24 protein-coding genes are annotated in these 23,986 nt (G+C 72.4%); 15 read left to right on the top strand and 9 right to left on the bottom strand.

The window, feature by feature from the left end; translation table 11 throughout:
• Window positions 1-135 precede the first annotated feature (135 nt).
• Together FS532_RS15055 and FS532_RS15050 are read left to right on the top strand one after the other, a co-directional pair.
• Complete coding sequence (locus FS532_RS15055; protein WP_144756084.1) at window positions 136-1,017, top strand: PPK2 family polyphosphate kinase; 882 nt, start codon at window positions 136-138, stop codon at window positions 1,015-1,017.
• Between the two features lie 269 nt (window positions 1,018-1,286).
• A complete protein-coding gene (locus FS532_RS15050) occupies window positions 1,287-3,272 on the top strand; it encodes a DEAD/DEAH box helicase (RefSeq protein WP_144756081.1) in 1,986 nt (661 codons plus the stop codon).
• 69 nt (window positions 3,273-3,341) lie between these two features.
• On the opposite strand, the gene FS532_RS15045 is transcribed toward FS532_RS15050, so the two are convergent.
• The 3 genes from FS532_RS15045 to FS532_RS15035 are packed head-to-tail and all read right to left on the bottom strand — an operon-like array spanning window position 3,342 to window position 4,970.
• Window positions 3,342-3,851 carry a mycothiol transferase gene (locus FS532_RS15045; protein ID WP_144756078.1) on the bottom strand — a complete coding sequence of 170 codons (510 nt, stop codon included), beginning with the start codon at window positions 3,849-3,851 and terminating at the stop codon, window positions 3,342-3,344.
• 10 nt (window positions 3,852-3,861) lie between these two features.
• Window positions 3,862-4,395 carry a MarR family winged helix-turn-helix transcriptional regulator gene (locus tag FS532_RS15040; RefSeq protein WP_144756075.1) on the bottom strand — a complete coding sequence of 178 codons (534 nt, stop codon included), beginning with the start codon at window positions 4,393-4,395 and terminating at the stop codon, window positions 3,862-3,864.
• Entirely contained in the window at window positions 4,392-4,970 is a 579-nt protein-coding gene (locus FS532_RS15035) for a MarR family winged helix-turn-helix transcriptional regulator (RefSeq protein WP_144756072.1), read from the bottom strand. The genes FS532_RS15040 and FS532_RS15035 overlap by 4 nt, the downstream gene beginning before the upstream one ends.
• Window positions 4,971-5,237: 267 nt before the next feature.
• Here FS532_RS15035 and FS532_RS15030 point away from each other — a divergent pair, with 267 nt between their 5' ends.
• The 4 genes from FS532_RS15030 (at window position 5,238) to FS532_RS15015 (ending at window position 11,302) form a co-directional block, all read left to right on the top strand.
• Window positions 5,238-5,837: a hypothetical protein gene (locus FS532_RS15030; protein ID WP_144756069.1), complete on the top strand. Its 600-nt coding sequence runs from the start codon at window positions 5,238-5,240 to the stop codon at window positions 5,835-5,837.
• A 98-nt stretch (window positions 5,838-5,935) separates the two neighbouring features.
• The gene (locus FS532_RS15025) at window positions 5,936-7,093 is read left to right on the top strand and encodes a S24/S26 family peptidase (RefSeq protein ID WP_144756066.1); all 1,158 of its coding nucleotides are present in this window, start codon (window positions 5,936-5,938) and stop codon (window positions 7,091-7,093) included.
• A 70-nt stretch (window positions 7,094-7,163) separates the two neighbouring features.
• Window positions 7,164-8,327 (top strand): metallophosphoesterase family protein, encoded by a 1,164-nt coding sequence (locus tag FS532_RS15020; protein WP_144756063.1) that lies wholly within the window; start codon window positions 7,164-7,166, stop codon window positions 8,325-8,327.
• A complete protein-coding gene (locus FS532_RS15015; protein WP_144756060.1) occupies window positions 8,327-11,302 on the top strand; it encodes an AAA family ATPase in 2,976 nt (991 codons plus the stop codon). The genes FS532_RS15020 and FS532_RS15015 overlap by 1 nt, the downstream gene beginning before the upstream one ends.
• A gap of 65 nt (window positions 11,303-11,367) precedes the next feature.
• On the opposite strand, the gene FS532_RS18735 is transcribed toward FS532_RS15015, so the two are convergent.
• Window positions 11,368-11,544 carry a hypothetical protein gene (locus tag FS532_RS18735; protein WP_186322092.1) on the bottom strand — a complete coding sequence of 59 codons (177 nt, stop codon included), beginning with the start codon at window positions 11,542-11,544 and terminating at the stop codon, window positions 11,368-11,370.
• Entirely contained in the window at window positions 11,541-12,344 is an 804-nt protein-coding gene (locus FS532_RS15010; protein ID WP_260852759.1) for a class E sortase, read from the bottom strand. The genes FS532_RS18735 and FS532_RS15010 overlap by 4 nt, the downstream gene beginning before the upstream one ends.
• A 96-nt stretch (window positions 12,345-12,440) precedes the next feature.
• On the opposite strand from FS532_RS15010, the gene FS532_RS15005 reads away from it, so the two are divergent.
• The 7 genes from FS532_RS15005 to FS532_RS14975 all read left to right on the top strand — a co-directional run bounded on the left by FS532_RS15005 (window position 12,441) and on the right by FS532_RS14975 (window position 19,393).
• A complete protein-coding gene (locus FS532_RS15005; RefSeq protein ID WP_144756057.1) occupies window positions 12,441-12,878 on the top strand; it encodes a GNAT family acetyltransferase in 438 nt (145 codons plus the stop codon).
• 180 nt (window positions 12,879-13,058) lie between these two features.
• Complete coding sequence (locus FS532_RS15000) at window positions 13,059-14,183, top strand: CPBP family intramembrane glutamic endopeptidase (RefSeq protein WP_144756054.1); 1,125 nt, start codon at window positions 13,059-13,061, stop codon at window positions 14,181-14,183.
• Window positions 14,184-14,192: 9 nt separating this feature from the next.
• Window positions 14,193-16,040, top strand: coding sequence for a DNA helicase RecQ (gene recQ, locus FS532_RS14995; RefSeq protein WP_144756052.1), 1,848 nt, complete (start codon window positions 14,193-14,195; stop codon window positions 16,038-16,040).
• Between the two features lie 77 nt (window positions 16,041-16,117).
• A complete protein-coding gene (locus FS532_RS14990) occupies window positions 16,118-16,861 on the top strand; it encodes a lysophospholipid acyltransferase family protein (RefSeq protein WP_144756050.1) in 744 nt (247 codons plus the stop codon).
• A 142-nt stretch (window positions 16,862-17,003) separates the two neighbouring features.
• Complete coding sequence (locus FS532_RS14985) at window positions 17,004-17,381, top strand: hypothetical protein (protein WP_144756048.1); 378 nt, start codon at window positions 17,004-17,006, stop codon at window positions 17,379-17,381.
• Window positions 17,382-17,400: 19 nt separating this feature from the next.
• Window positions 17,401-18,483, top strand: a complete 1,083-nt coding sequence (locus tag FS532_RS14980) for a M23 family metallopeptidase (protein ID WP_144756046.1) — start codon at window positions 17,401-17,403, stop codon at window positions 18,481-18,483.
• 61 nt (window positions 18,484-18,544) lie between these two features.
• Window positions 18,545-19,393: an NAD(P)-dependent oxidoreductase gene (locus FS532_RS14975; RefSeq protein WP_260852758.1), complete on the top strand. Its 849-nt coding sequence runs from the start codon at window positions 18,545-18,547 to the stop codon at window positions 19,391-19,393.
• Between the two features lie 16 nt (window positions 19,394-19,409).
• Here the strand turns inward: FS532_RS14975 and FS532_RS14970 are convergent, their stop codons facing one another.
• The gene (locus FS532_RS14970; RefSeq protein WP_144756044.1) at window positions 19,410-19,622 is read right to left on the bottom strand and encodes a hypothetical protein; all 213 of its coding nucleotides are present in this window, start codon (window positions 19,620-19,622) and stop codon (window positions 19,410-19,412) included.
• 33 nt (window positions 19,623-19,655) lie between these two features.
• Window positions 19,656-20,171 carry a MarR family winged helix-turn-helix transcriptional regulator gene (locus tag FS532_RS14965; protein ID WP_144756042.1) on the bottom strand — a complete coding sequence of 172 codons (516 nt, stop codon included), beginning with the start codon at window positions 20,169-20,171 and terminating at the stop codon, window positions 19,656-19,658.
• A 153-nt stretch (window positions 20,172-20,324) separates the two neighbouring features.
• Between FS532_RS14965 and FS532_RS14960 the strand changes: the two genes are divergently transcribed.
• A complete protein-coding gene (locus FS532_RS14960) occupies window positions 20,325-21,221 on the top strand; it encodes an alpha-E domain-containing protein (protein ID WP_186322061.1) in 897 nt (298 codons plus the stop codon).
• A 107-nt stretch (window positions 21,222-21,328) separates the two neighbouring features.
• On the opposite strand, the gene FS532_RS14955 is transcribed toward FS532_RS14960, so the two are convergent.
• Both FS532_RS14955 and FS532_RS14950 read right to left on the bottom strand, forming a co-directional pair.
• Window positions 21,329-22,675, bottom strand: coding sequence for an MFS transporter (locus tag FS532_RS14955; protein WP_144756037.1), 1,347 nt, complete (start codon window positions 22,673-22,675; stop codon window positions 21,329-21,331).
• A complete protein-coding gene (locus FS532_RS14950) occupies window positions 22,672-23,082 on the bottom strand; it encodes a MarR family winged helix-turn-helix transcriptional regulator (protein WP_186322060.1) in 411 nt (136 codons plus the stop codon). The genes FS532_RS14955 and FS532_RS14950 overlap by 4 nt, the downstream gene beginning before the upstream one ends.
• A 93-nt stretch (window positions 23,083-23,175) precedes the next feature.
• Here FS532_RS14950 and FS532_RS14945 point away from each other — a divergent pair, with 93 nt between their 5' ends.
• A complete protein-coding gene (locus FS532_RS14945) occupies window positions 23,176-23,928 on the top strand; it encodes an SDR family NAD(P)-dependent oxidoreductase (RefSeq protein ID WP_144756033.1) in 753 nt (250 codons plus the stop codon).
• The last annotated feature ends 58 nt before the right edge of the window (window positions 23,929-23,986 follow it).

Here is a 23,986-nt window from a genome sequence, read left to right as displayed (position 1 = left end):
GAGTCCACCGTAACTCGCCCTCCGCGCGCCGACGTCCACCGGTGGGACGAACGGCCACGCGCCGCACTCCACCCAGCGGACGACCCCGACGGACGAAAAAAGGCCCCCGGGCGAACCCGCCCCCACGGTGCCAGGATGAGAGACGACCCCGCAGGAGGACCCGTGAGCCGTCGCAAGGCCTGGAACGCCGACCCCGAACCGCTGCTCCGCGTCGAGGAGGGCTTCCGCCTCGACCGCGTCGACCCCGACGGCACCCCGGGGTTCCCCGGCCGCAAGATCGACGGCCTCGAGGCGCTCGCCGCAGGCGAGTCCCGCCTGTCCGCCCTGCAGGAGCGGCTCTGGGCGGCATCGACCGCGGGAGACCAGCGCCGGGTGCTCCTCGTGCTCCAGGCGATGGACACCGCCGGCAAGGGCGGGATCGTCTCGCACGTGGTCGGCGCGGTGGACCCGAACGGCGTGCACTACGCCGGCTTCAAGGCCCCGACCGCCGAGGAACGCGAGCACGACTTCCTCTGGCGCATCGAACGACAGCTGCCGGGAGCAGGCCAGCTCGGCGTGTTCGACCGCTCGCACTACGAGGACGTCCTCATCCAGAAGGTCCGCTCGTTCGCACCCCCGGAGGAGATCGAGCGCCGCTACGGCGCGATCGTCGACTTCGAGGACGGGCTCGCCGAGCAGGGCACGAGCATCGTCAAGGTGATGCTGCACATCTCGAAGGACGAACAGCGTGAACGGCTCGGCGAACGCCTGGACCGCCCCGACAAGCACTGGAAGTTCAACCCGGGCGACATCGACGAGCGGCTGCTCTGGGACGACTACCAGGAGGCGTACCAGACGGTCTTCGACCGCACCTCGACCTCGCGTGCGCCCTGGTACGTGATCCCCGCGAACCGCAAGTGGTACGCGCGGCTCGCCGTCCAGCAGCTGCTCCTCCGCACACTCGAGGACATGCAGCTCACGTGGCCCGCGGCGGACTTCGACGTGGCCGAGCAGCGACAGCGGCTCGCCGAGTCCTGACCGCGGCGGCCGGCCTGGAGGCACGGATCGCCGCCACCGCGCACCGCGCGCCCGCCTCGGGGCTGGCATCAGGGCGCGTGGTCGCGTAGACTCGCTCGGTCGGCCTTCGACGCCGTGACATTGCGATCACGGAGTTCAAGTTTGGGTGTGTGTTGCTCGAGGGCTGGATTCACGTCGATCCGCGACGGGAAGAACCCCCTCTCCGCATTCAGCCCCCGCCGATGTCGCTGCCGGGCGCTGCGGTACGTCTGCACCCCGAGAAAGTAGCCATGGCCCCGTACAACAAGGGCGGCGCGGACAATCGCGCCTCCGACCGTGTCCGTCACCCGAACGGCACCCCCGCCGCACGCAGCAGCAAGCACCGCGGGTTCCGCGCTGCCGACCCGTCGGCACCCCGACAGAAGCAGCGTTGGGACGCCGAGGAGCGTCGCGGCCGCGCATCGCAGGGCGAGCGCCCGAGCCGTCCGAACTGGGAGCCGCGCGACGGTGGCCAGAGCCGCCCGCAGCGTGACGACCGTGGCGGCCGTCGCTTCGACCGTGATGACCGCGCTCCCCGTCGCTTCGACCGTGACGACCGCGCTCCCCGTCGTGACAGCGACGACCGTCCGCGTCGGAACTTCGACCGCGACGACCGTGCCCCGCGTCGGTTCGACCGTGACGACCGCGCCCCGCGTCGGTTCGATCGCGACGATCGTGCGCCGCGTCGGTTCGATCGTGACGACCGTGCGCCGCGTCGTGACGGCGACGACCGTCCGCGTCGCAACTTCGATCGTGACGACCGCGCTCCCCGTCGCTTCGACCGTGACGACCGCGCTCCCCGTCGTGACAACGACGACCGTCCGCGTCGGTTCGACCGTGACGAGCGTGCCCCGCGCCGGTTCGATCGTGACGACCGCGCTCCGCGTCGTGACAACGACGACCGTCCGCGTCGGAACTTCGACCGCGACGACCGTCCCCGTCGGAACTTCGACCGCGACGACCGCGACCGCACCGAGCGCAAGCCGTTCGTCCCCGCGGACGACGTCAAGCTCGAGAAGCTCCAGGCCGAGGCCACCGTCGCGGCCGACGTCGAGGGCGTGACCTTCGGCGACCTCGGCATCGGCGGCAACATCTCCCGCGCCCTGCAGGAGCTCGGCGCCAGCAGCCCGTTCCCGATCCAGGCGGCGACGATCCCCGACGTGCTCGCCGGCAAGGACGTGCTCGGCCGTGGCCGCACGGGCTCCGGCAAGACGATCGCCTTCGGTGCGCCCCTCGTCGAGAAGCTCATGGAGAACGGCGGCGGCACGAAGCGGAAGATGGGCCGCGCCCCGCGTGCGCTCATCCTCGCGCCGACCCGTGAGCTCGCCCTGCAGATCGACCGCACGGTGCAGCCGATCGCCCGCTCGGTCGGCCTGTTCACGACGCAGATCTACGGCGGTGTCCCGTACGGCCGTCAAGAGGGTGCGCTCCAGCGCGGCGTCGACATCATCGTCGGGACGCCGGGCCGCGTGCAGGACCTCATGAACAAGGGGAAGCTCGACCTCAGCGAGGTCGTCATCTCCGTGCTCGACGAGGCCGACCACATGTGCGACCTCGGGTTCCTCGAGCCGGTGCAGGAGATCCTCTCCGCCACTGCCGAGGTCACCCCGGAGGGCAACCGCGCCCAGAAGCTCCTGTTCAGTGCGACGCTCGACGCGCAGGTCGCCTCGCTCGTCGAGGAGTTCCTGCACGAGCCGTCCGTCCACGAGGTCGCCGGTGAGGACCAGGCGTCGTCGACGATCGACCACCGCGTGCTCGTGGTCGAGCAGCGCCAGAAGGACCAGCTCCTCGAGGAACTGGTCGCCGGTGAGGGCAAGACCATCGTCTTCGCCCGCACCCGCGCCTACGCCGAGCGTCTGGCCGACCAGTTCGAGGACGCCGGCATCCGCGCGACCTCGCTCCACGGCGACCTGAACCAGTCCCGTCGTACGCGCAACCTGCAGCTGCTCACGAGTGGCCGGGTGAACGTGCTCGTCGCGACCGACGTCGCCGCCCGCGGCATCCACGTGGACGACGTGTCGCTGGTCGTGCAGGCCGACGCCCCGGACGACTACAAGGCGTACATGCACCGCTCGGGCCGCACGGGTCGTGCCGGCAAGGAGGGCACGGTCGTGACGATCGTCCCGCGCAGCCGTCGCCGCAAGATCGAGGGCATCCTCGAGCACGCGGAGATCGAAGCGGAGCTCGTCGACGCCGCTCCCGGTGACGGGATCGTCGCGGAGCTCGCCGCGCGGTAGTCGCGAGCAGACGGACGACGGGAGGCACGGTGCCAGCTGGCACCGTGCCTCCCGTCCGTCCGGACCGCGTCAGCGGTTGAAGAAGAGCAACCCGCGCACGTACCCGGTCTGCCCCGCGTGCTGCGTGCAGTCGTCGAGGATGCTCACGAGCCGCGCGCCCCGCGTGACGGGCGGGTCCCACGCGTCGTCGACCACGGGGTCGAAGTCCTCCGGCGAGAGCGTCCGCACGTAGGCGACGGTCCGCTCGTGCACGGCACGGAGGTACCCGACCAGCAGATCGGCCGAGGCACGCACGCGCCCGACGTCGTCACGGGACATGCCGTACCCGAGCGCCTCGGCGGGGAACGGCAGCCCGAACCGCTCCACCCAGCCGTCCGCGGTCCACACCTGCTCGCTGCCCGCGAGGTCCGCGACCTGGGCGTCCTGCCCGCGCGCGATGTGCCACGCGAGCCAGGCGAGCGTGTTCGCACCGGCGGCCGGACGTGCGGCCAGCTGGTCCTCCGACAGCCCGTCGACGGCCCGTTCGACGGTCGACGGGATGCGCGAGAACGCTTCGATGAGGAGTTCTGAGGGGGTCATGCGGGCCACGCTACGCGCGGGCACCGTGTGCCGCGAGCTCGGCGTCGAACGCCTCGAGCAGGGTCGCGAGCGTGCCCATCCGGTCCGCCGGGATCGCGGTGGTGAAGGCCTCGCGGTAGACGTCCTTGACCTCGTCGACGGTGCGGGTGCCCGCGTCGAGGATGACCACCTCGACGCTCCGCCGGTCGTTCGGGTTGGGGATTCGCCGGACGAGGTCGCGCTGCTCGAGCCGGTCGATGAGCGAGGTCATCGCACCGGTGGAGAGGCCGAGGTACGCGGTGGCCTCCTTCGGCAGGACGCTGCCGCCCGGGCGCGCGGCGAGCGAGAACAGGAAGCGGAGGTCGGTGAGCCCGAGCCCGCGCCGCGACGCCTCGACGTTCACGAGTCGGGCGTGGTGGATCTGCAGGCGCCGGTAGACCTCGAGCACGCGGTCGAGGTCGGTCTCCGGTGCCGCCCCGGACACGGGTGACACGGGCGACGACGACCCGGCGGGGACGGCGGCGGCACCGGGCGCGGTGGGGTCGTCCGGCAGCACCGCGGTCACGAGGCGGACCCGACCCGTGGCGCGGACCCGTCCCGCGGCGCGGTGACCGTGCGCGAGTGGTGGTCGAGCGCCACCCCGAGTCGGTCGAACGCCTCGGCGAGCCGGTCACGGTCCCCGGGGGCGATCACGTCGCGGAACGCCGACGTGTAGACGGCGCCGATCTGCTTCGCGACCTCGGCCCCGGACGGGGTGAGGTGGATGAGGATGCTGCGGCGGTCGTTCGGGTTCGGTCGGCGCTCGATGTGGGCGCGCTTCTCGAGCCGGTCGATCAGCGAGGTCATCGCGCCGGTGGTGAGCTCGAGGTACTCGCCGGCCTGCTTCGGGGTGACGCCCTCGCCGTCCGCTGCCGCGAGGAAGAACACGAACCGGGCATCGGTGGCGTTCAGACCACGGCTGGAGCTCTCGTGGTGGAGCACCCGGGCGTGCTGCATCTGGAGCACGCGGAACGCGGTCATGAGCTTCGCCAGGTCGGTGCCCGGCGTGGTCTCGGGCACGCTCACGACGGGTGACACCGGCGCAGGGGGGAGCTGTGCGGTGTCCAGCGGGTGCGCGAGTGCGGGGACGGTGTCCGTCATCGGGCGGCTCTCTCGGGTGCGTGATCGCCTGCGCGATCGTGGGGACGGCACTGGTGCGCCGTCGTGCTGCTCATTGAACAAGTATCTCACTCGTCGAACTACCCCCAGCAGTGGGGGCGTAGCTTCCCTTGTGAGCCGCACGGCCTCCAAGTAACTTGATCGTCGTACCAACCACTGCGTCGAACAACCACGACGCGGTACCAACCACAGCGTCGAAGCGCGGCCAACCACCGCGGGCCCGGCGCACCATGGATCAGGAGCTCCGTCATGTCCCGTGTCACCCCTCGCGCCGCTCGTCTCGCCGCCTGGATCGCCATCCCCGCCGCACTCGTGGCCTCGGGTGTCGTCGTCTCGACCGCGTCGTACTCGGCGTTCTCGGCCACCACCGTGAACCCGACGAGCAACTGGACGGCCGGCAGCGTCGCCCTGACCGACGACGACAACAACACGGCGCTGTTCACCGCGACGGGCCTCAAGCCCGGTTCGACCGGCGCGAACTGCATCACCGTCACCTCGACCGGGTCGCTCGCCTCGACGGTGAAGCTGTACGGCACGAACCCCGCCACCACGAACAACCTCGCCGGCAACATCAACCTGCAGGTCGAGCAGGGCACCGGCGGCGGCTTCGGCTCGTGCACGGGCTTCACGCCGGCGTCGACCAGCGGCACGCTCTACAACGGCACGCTCGCCGCGTTCGGCACCGGCTCGACCAACTTCGCGACCGGCCTCGGCACGTGGGCCCCGACCGGCTCCGCGTCCGAGTCGCGCGTCTACCGCTTCACCTACACGGTCTCGAGCACCGCGCCGAACACGGTGCAGGGCGGCACCGCGTCGATCGGCCTCACCTGGGAGGCCCAGAACAGCTGAGCCGGGGTCCGTCCCCGCTCGCTGGTGACGTCCGGGACCGGGCCCGACGCGGTCCCGTCCGTCACCCTCCGTCAACGCGCCCCCGGTCGAAGGCAGTCATGGTCAGCATCGAAGTGCACGGTGGTCCCACACCGCACGACGTGCTCCGCGACGCCGTCGACTGGGGGCGCGTCGTCGTCGCCACGCTCGCCCGCGGGGTCGTCGCGACCCTGCTCGGGCTCGCGCTCTGGGCCGCCGCGCCCGCCGTCATCGGCTGGCAGCCGACGACGGTGATGACCGGGTCGATGGAGCCGCGGCTCACCCCGGGCGACGTGGTCGTCTCGCGTCCGGTCTCGGCCGGCGAGGTCAAGACGGGCAAGATCCTGCTCGCCGACGACCCGGACCAGCCCGGGCACCTGCGCATGCACCGCTACGTCGAGGACGGCCCCCGCGGCACCCTGATCACGAAGGGCGACGCCAACCCGCAGCAGGACTCGACACCGATCGAGCAGTCCGCCGTGCACGGGGTCGCGTTCCTGCGCGTGCCGTTCGTCGGGGCGCCGGTCCTGTGGATCCGGCAGGGCGAGTGGGCCAAGACCGGCATGCTCGCGCTCGGGCTGTTCGCGGTGCTCGCCCTGTGCACGATCGACGGGTCGCTGCGGCGACTCGTCGCGGCCGACGGCACCGACGGCACCGACGGCACCGACGGTGACGAGGGTGACGAGGGTGCGGACGGTACCGATGACGGCCTGGAGGCGCGGGACGGCGCCGCCACGCGCCTCCAGTCCGTCGCTCCCACCGTCCACGACCCCGAACCCGCCAGCCGCCGCGCCGCACGTCGACGGGAGCGACGCGCACGGCGGGTCCGCCGGTTCGGCGCGGCGGCCGCCGCGCTCGTCGTCGCCGGTGTGCTCCTCCCCGCACAGGCCGTCGCAGCGCCGTGGTCCAGGACGACGACCACCGCGCTGTCCTTCGGTGCCCTGACGGTGCCGGAGGCGACCACGCTCGTGTGCTCGCCGAACGGCGACGGCTCCGTGAACATCGCGTTCGCGTACGGGGGACCGGCGGCGACGTCGTTCTCGGTGATGAACGGCACGACCGTACTCGCGACCGGCACGACGACACCGGTGCGGGTGGTCGGTTCCGGACTGCTCCCGCTCGGGCAGGCGTACACCGTCACGCTCCGGGTCAACTACCTCGGGAACTGGGTGTCGACGAGCACCGCGACGGCACGCATCCAGACCGCGCTCATCGGTACGAACCTCAGCTGCGGCTGACGCCGGCGAGTTCTCCACAGGCGACCGCGGGGCGTCCGGGGATGTCCGCGGCCGGCGCTACCGTGGCGGCATGCGCATCCTGCACACCGGCGACTGGCACCTCGGCCGCACGCTGCTGGGCGCCGACCTGCTCGAGCACCAGGCGGCGTTCCTGGACTGGCTCGTCGACCTGGTGCGGGCGCGCGCGGTCGACCTCGTCGTCATCGCGGGGGACGTGTACGACCGCGCGATCCCGCCGGTGGACGCCGTCCGGATGCTCTCCCACGCGCTCGAGCGACTCGCCGAGACCACCACGGTGGTCCTGACGCCCGGCAACCACGACTCCGCCGCGCGGTTGGGGTTCGGCGCCGGGGTGATGGGCGCGCGCGTCCGGATCCTCGCCGAACCCGCCGGCATCGCCACCCCCGTGCTCGTCGACGACGCCGATGGTCCGGTGGCCGTCTACGGCATCCCGTACCTCCACCCCGACCTCACGCGGTACGCCCTCGCCGCCGTGCCCGACGAACCGCTCGCCCGGTCGCACCAGGCCGTCGTCGGTGCCGCGATGGACCGCGTCCGCACCGACCTCGCCGGGCGTCCGGACACGCGCAGCGTCGTCGTGGCGCACGCCTTCGTCGGCGGCACCGAGCCGAGCGACAGCGAACAGGACATCCGCGTCGGCGGGGTCGACCGGGTCGCCGAGTCGGTGTTCGACGGGGTCGACTACGTGGCGCTCGGGCACCTGCACGGTCCGCAGCGCGTGGGCGACGGCGACCGGATCCGGTACGCCGGGTCGCCGCTCGCGTTCTCGTTCGGTGAGCGCAACCAGCGGAAGTCCGTGACGGTCGTCGACCTCGACGCCTCCGGTTCGGTCACGGTCGAGCTCGTGCCCGCTCCGGTGCCCCGCCGGCTCGTCGACGTCCGCGGCACGATCGACGACGTCGAGTCCGGTGCGTTCCGGTCGGCGTCGGACGCCTGGGTCCGCGTGGCCGTGACCGACTCCGTGCACCCCGAGCGGATGTACGCGCGGGTGAAGGACCACTTCCCGTTCGCCCTCGCGATCACCCACGAGCCGGCCGACCGCGGCGAACGCGCCGCCGCACGTGCCGTCACCGCGACGTCCGACCCGGTCGAGGTCGCGGCCGACTTCGTCTCCTTCGCCACCGGTGCGGCGCCGGACGACGACGACCGCGCGATCCTGACCGAGGCGTACGAGGCCGCGGCCCTCGCCCTGCAGCGCGAGGGGGACCGCTGATGTACCTGCACCGTCTCGAACTCCGTGCGATCGGGCCCTACCCGGAGCTCGTGTCGATCGACTTCGCCGCGCTCGCTGCATCGGGGGTGTTCCTGCTCGAGGGGCCGACGGGCTCCGGCAAGTCGACGATCATCGACGCCGTGGTGTTCGCCCTGTACGGCGGACTCGCCGGTGCCGACGCCAGCAACGACCGGCTGCACAGCCAGCACGCCGACCCCGCGGTCGAGCCGTACGTCGAGCTCGTCTTCGAGACCGGTGCCGGCGTCTACCGGGTCCGGCGCTCCCCGCAGTACGACCGCCCCAAGCAGCGGGGGACCGGCACGGTCAAGCAGCAGGCAGCGGCGCAGCTGTTCCGGCTCGCCGGTCCGGCCGACGTCGCGGGCGAACCGGTGTCGTCCCGCATCCCCGAGGTGGGTGCCGAGATCGCTCGGATCGTCGGGCTCGACAAGGCCCAGTTCCTGCAGACCGTGGTGCTGCCGCAGGGTGAGTTCGCACGTTTCCTGCGGTCCCCGGGCGAAGAGCGCCGGAAGCTCCTGCAGTCCCTGTTCGGCACGCAGGTCTACGACCGGACCGCCGAGGAGCTCGCCGCCCGGCGCCGAGCGGTGCAGGCCGAGGTCGACGGCGCCGACGCCCGCGTGCGGGACGCCCTGAACCGCTTCGCCCAGGCCTCGGGCACCGATGACCCGGAGGAGTCCGAGGTCCCGACGACGGTGGCCGCGCTGCGCTCCGTCGCCGATGCCGCCGAGGCAGCACGCGCGGCGGCCTCGGCGGCGGCGACCGCCGCCGCGGCCCACGAGCAGGCCGTCACCGCACGTGCGGCAGCCCTCGACCGGCGGGCGGCGCTCCTCGGGCGTCGGGCGGCGCTCGAGCAGCACGCCCCGCGGGTCGACGCGGCCCGGACCCGTCTGGCACTCGGCGAGCGGGCCGCCCGCGTCGTCGCCGTCGCGGACGGCCTCGACGCGGCCCGGACCCGGTCGGCCCAGGCGACTGCCGACGCCGAGGCACTCCGCGCTCGGCACGCCGTCACGAGCGGAGCGGAGGATCTCGCCCGCGAGCGTGCCGCCGCCGCGGAGTCCCTCGCCGAGGTCCGGCATCTCGTCGCCGTCGAACGTGCGCTCCCGGGCCGACGTCGGACGATCGCCGACGCGGTGGGACGGGGGGAGCAGCTCGTCGTGCGGCTCGCCGAACTCGACGCCGCGCTCGAGGCCCGCCCCGCCGAACGCTCCCGGATCGTCGAGGACGCCCGCGCCGCCGCAGCACTCGCCGCCGGAGCCGAGGCCGCTCGGGTCGAGGTCGAGCGGATCGACCAGCTGCGTGCCGACCTGACGGCGCGCGGCGAGGCGGACCGCCGGGTCCGCCTCGCCGAACAGGCCAAGACCGACGCCGGTGCCACCGCGCTCGATCGGGTCCGCGCGGAGCAGCAGCTCCGTGAGCGTCGGATCGCCGGGCTCGCCGGAGAGCTCGGCGCCGCGCTGGCCCCGGGGGACCCGTGCCCGGTGTGCGGCGCGACCGAACACCCGGTGGTCGCGACGCCGCAGGACGACCACCCCACGACCGAGGCGATCGAGGCTGCGGGTGCCGTCGCACGTCGTGCCGAGCAGGACCTGTCCGACGCCGCCGCGACGCTCGCGGTCGAACGTGCGGCCCTGGAGCGCCTCGTCCAGGCGCTCGGCGACACCGACGCGGTCACGATCGACGCGTTGGCCGCCGCCGCTGCGGCACGGGTGCAGGCCGCACACGACGCCGCCGTGCTGGTCCGTACGCTGGAACAGCAGCGGGCCGCGCACGACGAGCAGACCCGAGCCCTCGAGCGGCAGCGCAACGAGGTCGACGCCGAGCGCGCGGTCCTCGCCGGATCGGTCGCGGCCGACCGAGAGCGCGTGGCGGCAGACACCGCACTCGTGCGGCAGGGCGTCGCACGGGTCGCCACGCACCTCGACGACGTCCCCGACGACCTGCAGTCCGGTGTCGAGCAGCTCGACGCCCTCGTCGCCCGGCTCGATGCGGTGGCACAGGCAGACGCCCGCGCCGCCACCGCAGCCGAGGCCGTGCACGACCGGACGGCCGACGTCGAACGGGTCCTCGCCGAGCAGGAGTTCGACGACGTCGCGGACGCCCGCACCGGTGTGCTCGACCGGGTGTCTGCGGAACAGCTCCGCGACGAGGTCGCCGAGGCGGACCGCGAGCGTGCGGTCGTCGATGCGGGGCTCGCCGACGCCGCCGTGGTCGCCGCTGCCGACGACGACCGGGAACGACTCGACCTCGACGGTGCCAGTGCCGCGCGCGAGCAGACCGCGGCCGCAGCGGACGACGCGACCCGACTCGCGACCTCCGCCGGCGACCGCGCTGCCGCTTCCGAGCAGTGCGCCGCCGACCTCGCCGCCGCTGTCCGGGCGCGGGACGACACCTCGGCGCGCAGCCGTGCGGTGGTCCGGCTCGCGGACATCGCGGCGGGGGCGCCCTCGGTGAACCCGAGCGGCATCACGCTCGGCACCTACGTGCTCATGCGGCGCTTCGAGGACGTCGTGGCGGCGGCGAACGACCGGCTCCGGGCGATGCTCGCCGGCCGGTTCACCCTCGAGACCTCCGACGAGCGGGAGTCGGGCTCACGCGCACGCCGCACCGGACTCGCGCTCGCCGTGCACGACCAGACGACCGACACCGTCCGTGACCCGCGCAGCCTGTCCGGAGGTGAGACGTTCACGGTGTCGCTGTGCCTGGCGCTCGGGCTCGCCGATGTCGTGCAGGCCGAGGCCGGCGGTGTCTCCCTCGGCACGTTGTTCGTCGACGAAGGCTTCGGCACGCTCGACCCCGAGACGCTCGACGACGTCATCGGTCAGCTTTCACGACTGACGGCCGGTGGGCGTCAGGTCGGGATCGTCAGCCACGTCGAGGAACTGAAGCAGCGGATCCCGGAGCGGATCGCCGTGCGCCGGACGGCCGACGGCGGCTCACGCGTGACGACGACCGTCTGACCCGCGCACGCCCGCACGGGGCGCGGCGCGCACGGCGCAGTGTGCGAGGGTCCGCGTCTCGCGGGTCAGGGGGACGGGGTGACGTCCACCGTGCCGTCCGGCGGCGGCAGGATGTCCGCCGCGACCCACGGGAACACCCACGTGAAGAGGACGAAGACGATCGCGGCGAGCAGCACGAGCAGCTCGATCACCTTGAGTGCGGTGGGTCCGGGCAGGATCCGCCAGACGAACGGGAAGATCACTTCGTCGTCTCCGAGAGTTCCTTCGGGGTGCCCTCCGACGCGGGCATCCAGTAGTCGAGCTTGGCGTGGGTGACGTACCGCTCCTTCGCCGACCACATCGGGTGGCACGCGGTGAGGGTCAGCCAGCGGTCACTGGCCGTCGGTTCGACGCCGGGCTTGTTCGGCACCGGAGCGATCGTCTCGACGTGGTCCGGCGTGACGATCTGCGAGTCGGTGACCTTGTACACGTACCAGACGTCGAACTTCGTCTTGGCGTCGGTGACCCGCACGACGATGTCGTCCCCGGTCTTGAGCTCCGCGATCTGGTTGAGCGGCTTGCCGTAGGTGACGCGGTGTCCGGCGACGGCGAAGTTGCCCTCGGCGCCCGGCATCGCGGTGTCCTGGTAGTGGCCGAGGCCGATCGTGTTGAGGACCTTCTCACGGTCCGTGCCCTCGCCGATCGGGCGGTCGTAGTCCTTGCCGAAGCGGGGGATCTGCATCGTGCCGAAGACGTCGGTCACGGTCGGCGGCTCGGCGAGCACGGGCGCCGGCCCGCGGTGCTCGGTACCGGTCCCGGAGGTGTCCTTCTGCCCGAGCCCGTCGACGAGCTTCGTCTGCGCGTTCACCGCGACGACGTCGGTCCACCACGCCGTCCACACCACGTAGAGCCCGGTGCCGGCACCCGCGATGATGAGCAGCTCGGCGATGAGCGAGACGATCGCGCCACCGACGGTCTGGCGACGGCGCGGCGCCGGACGCGCGGATCGACCGTCGCCGTCGCGGCCTGATCGACGCGACGGGAGTGTCTCGTGTGCGGTCACGGGGCTCCTGATCCGGATGGGGTGGTCGGACAGGTCTATCAGATCACGACGACGCTTCCGTGACGAGGTTCTCCACAGCACCGTTACCGTGTGGAGATGCAGCACGTCCTCCGCGCCTTCACGCCCGCCGACACCGAGTCCGTCGTCGCCCTGTGGGAGGCGTGCGGTCTCGTGCGTCCGTGGAACGACCCCCGACGTGACATCGCCCGCAAGCTCTCGGTGCAGCCCGAGCTGTTCCTCGTCGCCGAGGACGCCGACGACCCGGCCCGCCCGGTGGTCGGTGCGGGGATGGCCGGGTTCGACGGGCACCGGGGCTGGGTGAACTACCTCGCCGTGCGGCCGGACCTGCAGGGCTCCGGACTCGGCCGTGCGTTCATGTCCGAGTTCGAGCGGCTGCTGACGGACCTCGGCTGCCCGAAGCTCAACCTGCAGGTGCGCGCCGGCAACGAGCAGGTCATCGGGTTCTACGAGTCCCTCGGCTACACGGACGACCGAACGGTCTCGCTCGGCAAGCGCCTCATCCCCGACGCCTGACGCGCGTCCGCCGACCCGCGACCCGCCCGAGTCTCGCGCTGGGCGACACTCTTCGTGCCGGAACGCCCGAGAACTGTCGCTCAGCCCGAGTCTCGGGCCGCGGACACCGCCTACGCCAGCGACCACCCCGACCCGCCGCCCCACGGCTCCCATCCTGCCCGGCCCGGTAGCCTGCACGGCGTGAGCGTTCCCTACCACCGCCTGCCCCGCGTCGACGCACGCTGGAGGTGGTGGCGCCCGCTCGTGGCGCTGGCGTTCCTGGCGGGCTGGTACATCGCGTCCCAGGTCCTCATCACGATCGCCTACTTCATCCCGATCGCCGCGGTCCAGGGCGAGTCCGGGCTGACGAGCCTGCTCGACGACCTGCAGAGCGGTGCCCTCGACCCGACCGACCCGCTGACCCTCTCGCTGAGCCTCGTGTCGCTGGTGGTCCTGCTGCCCGGCGTCCTGCTCGCGGTGCGGATCGCGCGTCTCGGCCCGGCGGGCATCCTGTCGTCGACGCGCTTCCGCGTGCGCTGGGCGTGGGCGGCGTGGTGCCTCCTCCCGACGCTCGTGATCTCCGTGATCATGTTCCTGGTCCAGACCGGCGGCATGTTCACCTTCGAGGGCGGCTTCGGGTGGGACCACGATGCGATCGGTCAGTCGACGGTGTCGGTCGGCACGCTGACGGTCACGATCGTGCTCGTCCTGCTGCTCGTCCCGTTCCAGGGCGCGGCGGAGGAGTACATCTTCCGCGGCTTCCTCATGCAGACCATCGGCTCGTGGATCCCGGTGCGGGTCGTCGGCACGATCGTCGCCGTCGCCGTCTCGACGGTGGTGTTCGCGCTGCTGCACATCCCGAACGGCTACAACGTGTGGGGCATCCTCGACGTCGGTTCGTTCGGCCTGATCGCCGCGATCATCGTGCTGCGGACCGGTGGCCTCGAGGCCACCGTCCTGCAGCACGCCTTCAACAACATCATGATCTTCGTGGTGCAGGCGCCGGGCTGGTCGAAGATCGACCTCACGTCGCAGGACGCCAACGGCACCGTCGTCGGCTGGCTCATCACCCTCGGGACCTCGCTCGCGTACTGGGGCATGGTCGAGCTGCTCGCCAAGTGGCGGCACCTGGACCGGCGCTTCGCCGGTCGCCAGGCGCCGCGGTTCCGCGGTGTGGCCCCGGCCTGGGCGGGCGGCTCCCGGTGGCTCCGGCCTGGAGGCACGGGCTGGGTGGACGCGCCGGCCGGCCCCGACGACGTGGCCGGGTCCGGCAACGCGTCGGCGGAGCCTGTGGACAACGTCGTGGGTGTCGCCGGTCGCCCGTAGGCTCGTGGCATGAGCACCACGCCCGCGCCCGCTGCCGTGTCTGCTTCGCGTGCCGCGGCGCTCGACGTGCTGCACCGCGTGTGGGGCTACGACGACTTCCGGGGCGAGCAGGCGTCGATCATCGACCAGGTCGTCTCCGGCGGGGACGCGCTCGTCCTGATGCCGACCGGTGGCGGCAAGTCGCTCTGCTACCAGGTACCCGCGCTCGTGCGGGACGGCGTCGGGGTGGTCGTCTCACCCCTCATCGCGCTCATGCAGGACCAGGTCGACGCCCTCGCGGCGAACGGCGTCAAGGCCGCGTTCCTCAACTCCACGCAGGGGCCGGACGAGCGTGCGCGGGTCGAGCGTGCGGTCGTGTCGGGCGAGGTCGACATGCTGTACCTCGCACCGGAACGGCTCCGGCTCGAGTCCACCCGCGCGTTGCTCGACCGTGCGCAGATCGCCCTGTTCGCCATCGACGAGGCGCACTGCGTGGCGCAGTGGGGCCACGACTTCCGCCCGGACTACCTCGAGCTCAGCGTCCTGCACGAGCGCTGGCCGACGGTGCCGCGCATCGCCCTGACCGCCACGGCGACGCCGCAGACCCACCGCGAGATCTCCGCCCGGCTCGGCCTCGACGACGCCGCGCACTTCGTGGCCGACTTCGATCGGCCGAACATCCAGTACCGCATCGAGCCGAAGACCGGCGCGCTGCAGCAGCTGCTCACCTTCATCCGGACGGAGCACAGCGGCGACGCGGGCATCGTCTACTGCCTGTCCCGCAACTCGGTCGAGCGCACGGCGGCCGCCCTCGCCGACCAGGGCATCCCGGCGCTGCCGTACCACGCCGGTCTCGATGCCAAGGTGCGGGAACGCAACCAGTCCACGTTCCTGCGCGAGGACGGCATCGTCATGGTCGCCACCATCGCGTTCGGCATGGGCATCGACAAGCCGGACGTCCGGTTCGTGGCGCACCTGGACCTGCCGAAGTCGGTGGAGGGCTACTACCAGGAGACCGGTCGCGCCGGCCGTGACGGACTGCCCTCGACCGCGTGGCTCGCGTACGGCCTGAACGACGTGGTGCAGCAGCGCCGGATGATCGACCAGTCCGAGGGCGACGCCGCACACCGCCGGCAGCTCAGCGCCCACCTCGACGCCATGCTCGCCCTGTGCGAGACGATCGAGTGCCGCCGGGTGCGCCTGCTCGCGTACTTCGGGCAGGACAGCACCGCCTGCGGCAACTGCGACACGTGCATCGCACCGCCCGAGTCCTGGGACGGCACGGTGCCGGCGCAGAAGCTCCTCTCCACCGTGGTGCGCCTCGACCGCGAGCGTGGCCAGCGGTACGGCGTCTCGCACCTCGTCGACATCCTGGTCGGCAAGCAGTCGCCCCGCGTGCAGGAACTCCGGCACGAGTCCCTCGCGACGTTCGGCATCGGCAGCGACCTCGGCGAAGCAGAGTGGCGCGCGGTCGCCCGGCAGCTGCTCGCGCAGGGCTACGCCGCCGTCTCGGGCGACGGCTTCGGCACGATCGTGCTCAGTCCGACGAGCGCCGACGTCCTCGGCGGCAAGGTCGTCGTCCGGATGCGCCGCGACCCGGTGAAGGCCCCGCGTGCCAGCCGCTCCCGTCGGACCGTCGTCACGGACATGCCACAGGAGGCCCTCGGCCTGTTCGAGGCGCTACGGGCCTGGCGTGCGACGCAGGCCCGCGAGCAGGGCGTCCCCGCCTACGTGGTCTTCAACGACGCCACCCTGCGGGGGATCGCGGCGGTCAAGCCTGCTGACGAAGACCAGCTCGCCGAGATCTCCGGCGTCGGCGGCACGAAGCTCGAGCGGTACGGTCGTGCCGTGCTCGACGTGGTCGCCGCGGCGGGCTGACCGACACATTCCGCAGCGGGCATGCGACCGCGGGTGTGATCACTACACTCGGAACCTCCCGTCACGAGGAGGCCCGGGTGTCCGGTTCGACCAAGTTCACCACCACGCTGAGCCGCGCGGTGGTGACGCCGCTCGCCCGCATGCTGTGGCGTCCGCGGATCATCGGCCGGAAGAACGTCCCGAAGCGGGGTCCGGTGATCCTCGCGAGCAACCACCGCTCGTTCATCGACTCCCCGGCGATCACGCTCATGGCGCCGCGGAAGGTGTCCTTCCTCGCGAAGCAGGAGTACTTCACGGGCACGGGCCTGCGCGGTGCCGTGTCGCGGGCGTTCTTCGGCGGCATCGGCGCGATCGGGGTCGAGCGCGGCGCGGGTTCGGCGGCGCAGCACGCCCTGGACCTCGGACTCGAGCGGCTCGAGGCGGGGGAGGCGTTCGCGATCTACCCCGAGGGCACCCGCTCCCTCGACGGCCGCCTGTACAAGGGCCGGACGGGCGTGGCCTGGCTCGCGCTGACCAGTGGCGCTCCCGTGGTGCCCGTCGCCCTCACCGGCACCGAGGACGTCCAGCCCGTCGGGTCGCGGATCCCGAAGCTCGCGAAGGTCACGATCGAGTTCGGGAAGCCGCTCGACCTGTCCGGTTACGGCGAGGCGTCCTCCGGGCGTGCACGTCGACACGCCACCGATGCCGTGATGGCGGCGATCCAGGAGCTCAGCGGCCAGGAGCCCGCGAACGCGTACAACAACCCGCCCGCGACGATCGTCGAGCGGGTCCGGCAGGCCCTCCGGCGCGACGACCCGACCGAGGCCGTCGAACCGGATTGACGCGCTGGCCACAGCGTATGTGACCACTTGCTATTGCACATTCGAAATATCAGTGTTTGGATAGAGATGTACCTACGGGTACACCCCTCCGCGGTCCGCCCGAGAACGGATCGTCCAGACACCTGATCGGAAGGCAAGCAGCATGTCCTCCACGCCACTCTTCGACTCCATCGCCCGCCGCACCGAGCGTGCCGTTCCCGCGACCGCATCCGCAGCACGGACCACGGTGCAGTCCGCGCCGGCGCCGACCGTCGCCCGGGCGACGTTCACACCCGCCCCGACCTCGCCGATGTCGGCCCCGGTCGCGGCGCAGGAATCCCTCCTCGTCCCCGCTGCCCTCGTCGCGGCGATCGACGAGATCCCCGGCCGCGTCGCCACCGCGATGGAGACCGAGCACCACGTGAGCGCCGAGCAGCTCGTCCTGGTCGAGGCCGTGGCCGACGCGATCACCCGAGCCGTCGTCGACGCCGTCGCGACCGAGGTCGAGCGCATCGCCTGCGACGGCGTCGTCCGCGCCTGATCGAACACCGGCGAACCCGATGACCACGACGACGGACCACTTGCCGATGCGCCCGCGCGGCGCAGCCCGGCACGCGGCGAACACCGCGGCTGCCCCCGGCACCGACGCGCCTGAGGTGCCGCTCACCCGGCGCGCCCGCCGTGCGGCCGAAGCCGCGGCGGGGACCACCACGGCCGCGGCTCAGCGCGCCGAGCAGTCCGAGCAGCCCCAGCGGCCCGTCGTCCCCGTCGTCTCGCCCACCGTGACCGCCGGTGCGGTCACCCACGAAGCCACCGGGGCGGCGGTGCGCACTCCCGCCGTCCCGGTCTCCACCCCCGCGCAAGCGGCCCCCGCACCGTCCTCACGCCGTGCGCTCCGTCCCGAGTCCCGGACGCCCGGGCCTGGCGACCTCGGCCGAGCCGTCACGCAGGCCATCACACTCCCGCTTCGCACCCTCGGCAGCGCCGTCGCCTCGGCGAAGGCCGTGCCGATCACGGCCACGGCCGTGGTCGCGTGCCTGTTCGTGTCCGTCGCGACCCCGCAGACCGCGATGGCGTCGACGCCGCAGGGCATGCTCCCCGCGCTCGACCCGCAGCAGTACACCGCGTCGGCCGGCACCTCGATCGCGGTCGAGCGGGACGCGTTCGCCATCGGGAAGGTCCCCGCCCGTACGGCACCCGCGGTCGGTCCGGCAGCGCCGTCGGAGGGCTCCGGGGCGTCGTCCGTGCGCCCGGTCGCCGGGTCGATCCCGGCAGCGGGTGGCTTCGGATCCCGCTGGGTGCGGGGGTGTGGTGCGTGCTCGACGAGCCACCAGGGACTCGACTTCGCCGCCCCCACCGGCACGACCGTCGTCGCGGCGATGTCCGGGCGCGTGGTCTCCGCCGGGGTGTCCGGCGGGTACGGGAACCAGGTCCTCCTGCAGCACGCCGACGGCTCCCAGACCCGGTACGGCCACCTGTCGCAGATCGGCGTCCGTGTCGGTCAGACCGTCACCGCCGGCCAGCGGATCGGCGCCGTCGGCAACACCGGCGTCTCCACCGGTTCGCACCTGCACTTCGAGGTCATCATCGGCGGTACCCCCGTCGATCCGGCCGCCTGGCTGCAGGACCGCGGCCTGCTCTGAACCCGGGCGCGTAGCGTCGGAGCCGCAGCGGCAGGGAGTCGCTGCGGAGACGGAGACGCGCGTGCGGGTGAGTGTGCTGGGGACCGGGACGATGGGTGCCGGAGTGGCGGGATCGCTGCTCCGCGAGGGCCACGAGGTGACGGTGTGGAACCGGAGCGCCGACAAGGCCGCTCCGCTCGGTGACCGGGGCGCGACCGTCGCCACCGACCCGAGTGTCGCGGTCGCCGACGCCGAGGTCGTCCTCCTGACCCTGTTCGACACCGACGCCGTCGTGGACGTGCTCGAGTCCGCCGCGGGCGAGGCCCCGATCGACGCCGTGTGGGTGCAGTGCTCCACGATCGGCGTCGCCGGCACCGAGACCGTCGTGCAGCTCGCGGCGAAGTACGGCATCCCCCTCGTCGAGGCGATGATGCTCGGCACGAAGGCCCCGGCTGAGCAGGGCACGCTGACGATGCTCGCCGCCGGCCCGTCGGAGGTGCTCGACCGCATCGACCCGGCCCTCGACGCGATCGGCGCGAAGACGGTCCGTGCCGGCGAGCAGGTCGGAGCCGGGACGGCGCTCAAGCTCGCGGCGAACGCCTGGATCGCGTCGATCACGGCGGCGACGGGCCAGTCCCTCGCGGTCGCGAAGTCGCTCGGGCTGGATCCGGCGCTCTTCCTCGAGGCGATCGACGGCAGCGCCAGCGACTCGGCGTACGCGCACACCAAGGGCAAGGCGATCATCGACGGTTCGTTCCCGGCGCAGTTCGCCCTCGACGGCCTGCGCAAGGACATCGGCCTGATCACGGACGCGGCGCGGGACACCGGCGTCTCGACCGTCCTGCTGGACGCGCTCGGGCGGGTCTACGCCGACGCGAGCGCGGCGGGCCACGGCGGCGACGACATCGCCGCGGTCGGCACCGCCTTCTGACGGAGCCGCAGAACCGCTAGCCCCGGCGGAACAACCGTCGGACGGCGTTCGTCAGTCGTCCGACGGTCTCGTCGTTCATGGTGTTGGCGAGGTCGAACGCCTCACGTGCGGGGTCCGAACCGGCCCGGATGCGGCGGAGGGCTGCGTCCGCCCGTGCTCGGGCGTCGAGCTCCGCGAGGGGCATGTCGTCCTCGGGGTCGTGCGGCGCCGGGTTCGCCGTGGTTGCCATGGCAGCAGGCTACGCGCGACGCATGGCGGCAGGCTACGCGGAGCGCTTGCCGACCGCGTCCACGTCGTCGACCACGCGGACCATCTCGTCGAGGAACGACACGATCACCGCCATGTCGTCGCCCGACAGGTGCTCGGTGGCCTCGATCGCGCGGGAGTCGAGCTGGTCGATGACCTGCAGCACCTGGCGCATCGAGCCTCCGGACGCGGTGAGGATCACGCCGCGGCGGTCGTTCGGGTCCGGGTGGCGCTCGACGTGCCCGCTGCGGACGAGTCGGTCGACGAGCGCCGAGGTCGACGCCGCCGTGATCTCGAGCTCCTCGGCGAGGTCCTTCGCGTTGACCGTGCGGCCGGCCGACTCGGCGTCGAGGAGCACACGCAGCGCCAGCAGGGCGTTCTCGCCGATGCCGAGGGCCTCGCGCGCACGGCGCTGGGCGGCGCTCTCGGCACTCCGGTACCGGCGGAGCGCGTTCAGCACGTCCACCGCATCGACCCTGGACGCATCGCCGTACCAGAATCCCGCGGTGCCGGTCATCACCTCGGAAGTCATGAGGACAATGCTAGACGCTCTAGTTAGATTGTCTAGCGAGTGCGCGGACCGGCCGACCCGGATCGGGCCCCGGACGACTGCAACACCCGTGACGCGGCGACGAAACACCCCGGCAATCCGCGGTCAGTAGGTTCACGACATGCAGGAGCCGACGTGCTGAGCCGACTCGCGGGGAGCGTGTTCCACGTCGGGAACGCGGTCGAGCGCACCGACGTGGTCGCCCGGATGCTCGACGTCTACGTGGCGCGCGGTGAGCCGGCCGGTGTCGAGCAGGACCGTGTGGTCGCTGCGGAGCTCCGGTCGGTCGTGGGCGCGGCTGGTCCGGCGAACGACCCCGACCGCGCCTCGACGATCGACTCCCTGGCACTGGACCGGCACGAAGCGGCCTCGATCGCCTCCGCCGTCGCGGTCGCACGGGACCATGCCCGCCGCGCCCGCGAGGTCGTCTCCACCGAGCTCTGGGACTGCCTCAACGTCACGCGCTCCCGGATGCCGCGGAAGGTCGCGCCGGACCGGGCCCACGAGTTCCTCGGCTGGGTGCGCGAGCGGAGCGCCCTGGCGATCGGGGTCGTCGAGGCGGATGCCAGCCGCGACGAGGTCTGGGAGTTCTTCACCCTCGGCCGCTCGCTGCAGCGCTGTGCGACCTCCGCCCGGTTGCTCGCGTCCGGCCTGCTCGACCCCGGGTCGGGGGCGTCGTGGTCGACGGCGCTCCGGGCTTGCGGCGCCGGTGAGGCGTTCCAGCGGGGCCGCGACCACCACGCGCCGAGCCCCGAGGACGCCGCGGCGTTCCTGCTCCTCGACGAGCACAGTCCGCGGTCGCTGCGGTTCCTCGCGCGGCGGGCGGACGAATGCCTGGCCGACGTGGCGCCGTCCTGCGTCGCGGACGAGGCCCGGGCCTTCGCCGAGACCCGGGCGGACCTCGAGGCGGTGTCGGCGGACACGGCACTCCTCGCGGCACGTGTCGCGGGGGAGCGGCTCGCGGCCGCGGCCGACCGCGTGGTCGCAGCGCTCGACGAGCGCGTGTTCGCCGAAGCGGCTCCCACGCACTGACGCGCGCCGCCGTCCGGAACGGTTGCGTCGCGGTGGTGGTGACCAGGAGGCGGACGGGAGGCGCGGTGCGGCGCCGACCCGTGCCTCCCGTCCGGTAGATGGTCGCGTCAGACCGCGCTGGACCGGTCGGCGACCGCCTCGTCGCGTTCCAGGTCCTGCCGGAGGGCGGCGCGGGACGCGCGCGTCCCGACCACCGGCACCGCGTGCGTGATCGCCAGGTGCAGCCGGGTGTCCGCGTCGTACCGCACCCGGAACCGCTCGTACCGGAGGAGCCAGAAGAGCGCGATCGCGAGGGCGACGAAGCCGGAGACCGCGCCGACGCCGATGGCCCAGCGGGGTCCCCAGGCGTCCGCGACGGCGCCGACGATCGGGGCGCCGATGGGGGTGCCTCCCGCGAAGATCGCCATGTAGAGCGCCATCACTCGCCCGCGCATCGCCTGGGCCGTGGTGGTCTGCACCAGGGCGTTCGCCGTCGTCATGAAGGTCAGCGACGCGAGTCCGACGAAGACCAGGACGATCGCGAAGGTCCAGTAGGTGGGGGCGAACGCGGCGGCCGTGCACGCCAGGCCGAACCCGGCGGAGGCGATCACGAGCGTGCGCATCCGCGGGCGGTCGCGACGGGCGGACAGGAGTGCACCGGCGACCGAGCCGATGGCCATCACGGAGTTCAGCAGGCCGAACTCGCCCGCGCCCTTGTGGAACTCGACCCGGGCCATCGTGGAGGTGAAGATCGGGAAGTTCACGCCGAAGGTGCCGACGACGAAGATCATGCAGAGGACGACGATGATGTCCGGCCTCGTCCGCACGTAGTGGATGCCCGCCATGATCTGGCCCTTGCCGCGCTTGGCCCGGACGCGGTCGGCGAGCTGTGCGGGGTCCACGAAGCGCAGCGCGACGAGGACGGCCAGGAACGAGGCGGCGTTGATGACGAAGACCCAGCCGGACCCGATCGCCGCGATGAGGACACCGGCGACCGCGGGGCCGATCAGGCGTGCGGCGTTGAACGACGCCGAGTTGAGCGCCACCGCGTTGGCGACGTTCTCGCCCTGCACGACGTCGGACACGAAGGTCTGACGGATCGGGGTGTCGAACGCGGCGACGATGCCGAGTGCCAGGGCGAAGCCGTACAGCGACCAGATCGTCGCGGTGTCGGTGAGCACCATGATCCCGAGGCCCAGCCCCAGCGCACCCATCAGGCCCTGCGTGAGCATGAGCATCTTGCGCCGGTCGAACCGGTCGGCCGCGAGCCCGGTGAGGGGCAGGAGGAGGAGCTGTGGGCCGAACTGCAGCGCCATGGTGATGCCGACCGCGATGGCGTCGTTGTCGGAGAGCTTCGTCAGGACGAGCCAGTCCTGGGCGGTTCGTTGCATCCAGGTGCCGACGTTGGACACCAGGGCGCCCGCGAACCAGATGCGGTAGTTGCGGCCGGACAGGGAGCGGAACATGGCGGTCACTGCTGGGCCAGCCTCCTCATGATCTCGGTGGCGTCGGCCAGGGTCTGCCGCTCGGCCTCGGTGAGGTCGGCGAGGCGCGGGGTGAGCCAGCCGTCCCGACGGCGACGGGTCTCCTGCACGAAGTCGGCTCCGGCGTCGGTCGCGCAGAGCAGCACCTTGCGGCGGTCGTCCCCGTGGCCGCCCTTCGACACCAGTCCGCGCTCGATGAGCACGGCGACGGTCTTCGTCATCGACGGGGGCGTCACGCCGTCCTGGCGGCTGAGCTCGGCGAGCGTCATCGGGCCGTCGCGGTGCAACCGGGCGAGTGCGGAGAACTGGGCATCGCTGACGGTGGAGTCGGCCTTCTGCGCACGGAGGGTGCGCGAGAGGCGGTTCACCGCGATGCGGAGGTCGGTGGCGTCGGTCACGATCGTTAGCCTAGCAAATTAGTTCAGCGAACGAACTGGTTTTCGGGTGTATCGTGTTTTTGGGCAACAGGTGTTGCCTAGAGAGAAGGAATCATGTCCGAGTTCGAGGGCAAGGTCGCCATCGTCACCGGTGGCGGCAGCGGCATCGGCGAGTCCGTCGCCAAGGAGCTCGCCGCCGCGGGCGCGACGGTCGTCGTCACCGACATCAAACTCGACGCCGCCCAGCGCGTCGCGACCTCGATCGTGGAGGCCGGCGGCACCGCCAGCGCCTTCGAGGCGAACTCCGCGGTCGCCGCCGACAACGAGCGCATGGTCCAGTTCGCCGTGGACACCTACGGCGCGCTCCACCTCGCCGTGAACAACGCCGGCATCGGTGCCGCACCCCAGCCCATCGGCGAGTACGACATCGCCGCCTGGGACCGTGTGCGTGCGGTGGACCTGGACGGCGTGTTCTACGGACTCCGCTACGAGATCCCCGCGATGGTGGCCGCCGGCGGAGGCTCGATCGTGAACATGGCATCGGTGCTCGGCACGGTCGGCATCGCGCAGAACGCCGCCTACGTGGCGTCGAAGCACGCACTCGCCGGCCTGACCAAGGTCGCGGCGCTCGAGTACTCGGCGCAGGGCGTCCGCACGAACGCGGTCGGCCCGGGCTTCATCGACACCCCGCTGCTCCGCAACTCGATGACCCCGGAGGCGATCACCGCCCTGGAGGACGAGCACGCCACGAAGCGCCTCGGTACCGACAAGGAGGTCGCGGCGCTCGTGCTGTTCCTGCTGAGCGACAAGGCCTCGTTCATCACGGGCAGCTACCACCTGGTCGACGGCGGCTACAGCGCGCACTGAGCGCGGGTGCGGGCGCGGCGCGCGGCGCGCGGCGCGCGGCCATCGAGTGAGCAGAAGA

This window comes from Curtobacterium pusillum, from assembly GCF_007673235.1.
In the GTDB taxonomy this organism is placed as follows: Bacteria; Actinomycetota; Actinomycetes; order Actinomycetales; family Microbacteriaceae; genus Curtobacterium; species Curtobacterium pusillum_C.
Note: the sequence above shows the minus strand (reverse complement) of the source record. Positions and strands in the feature narration are given on the sequence as shown.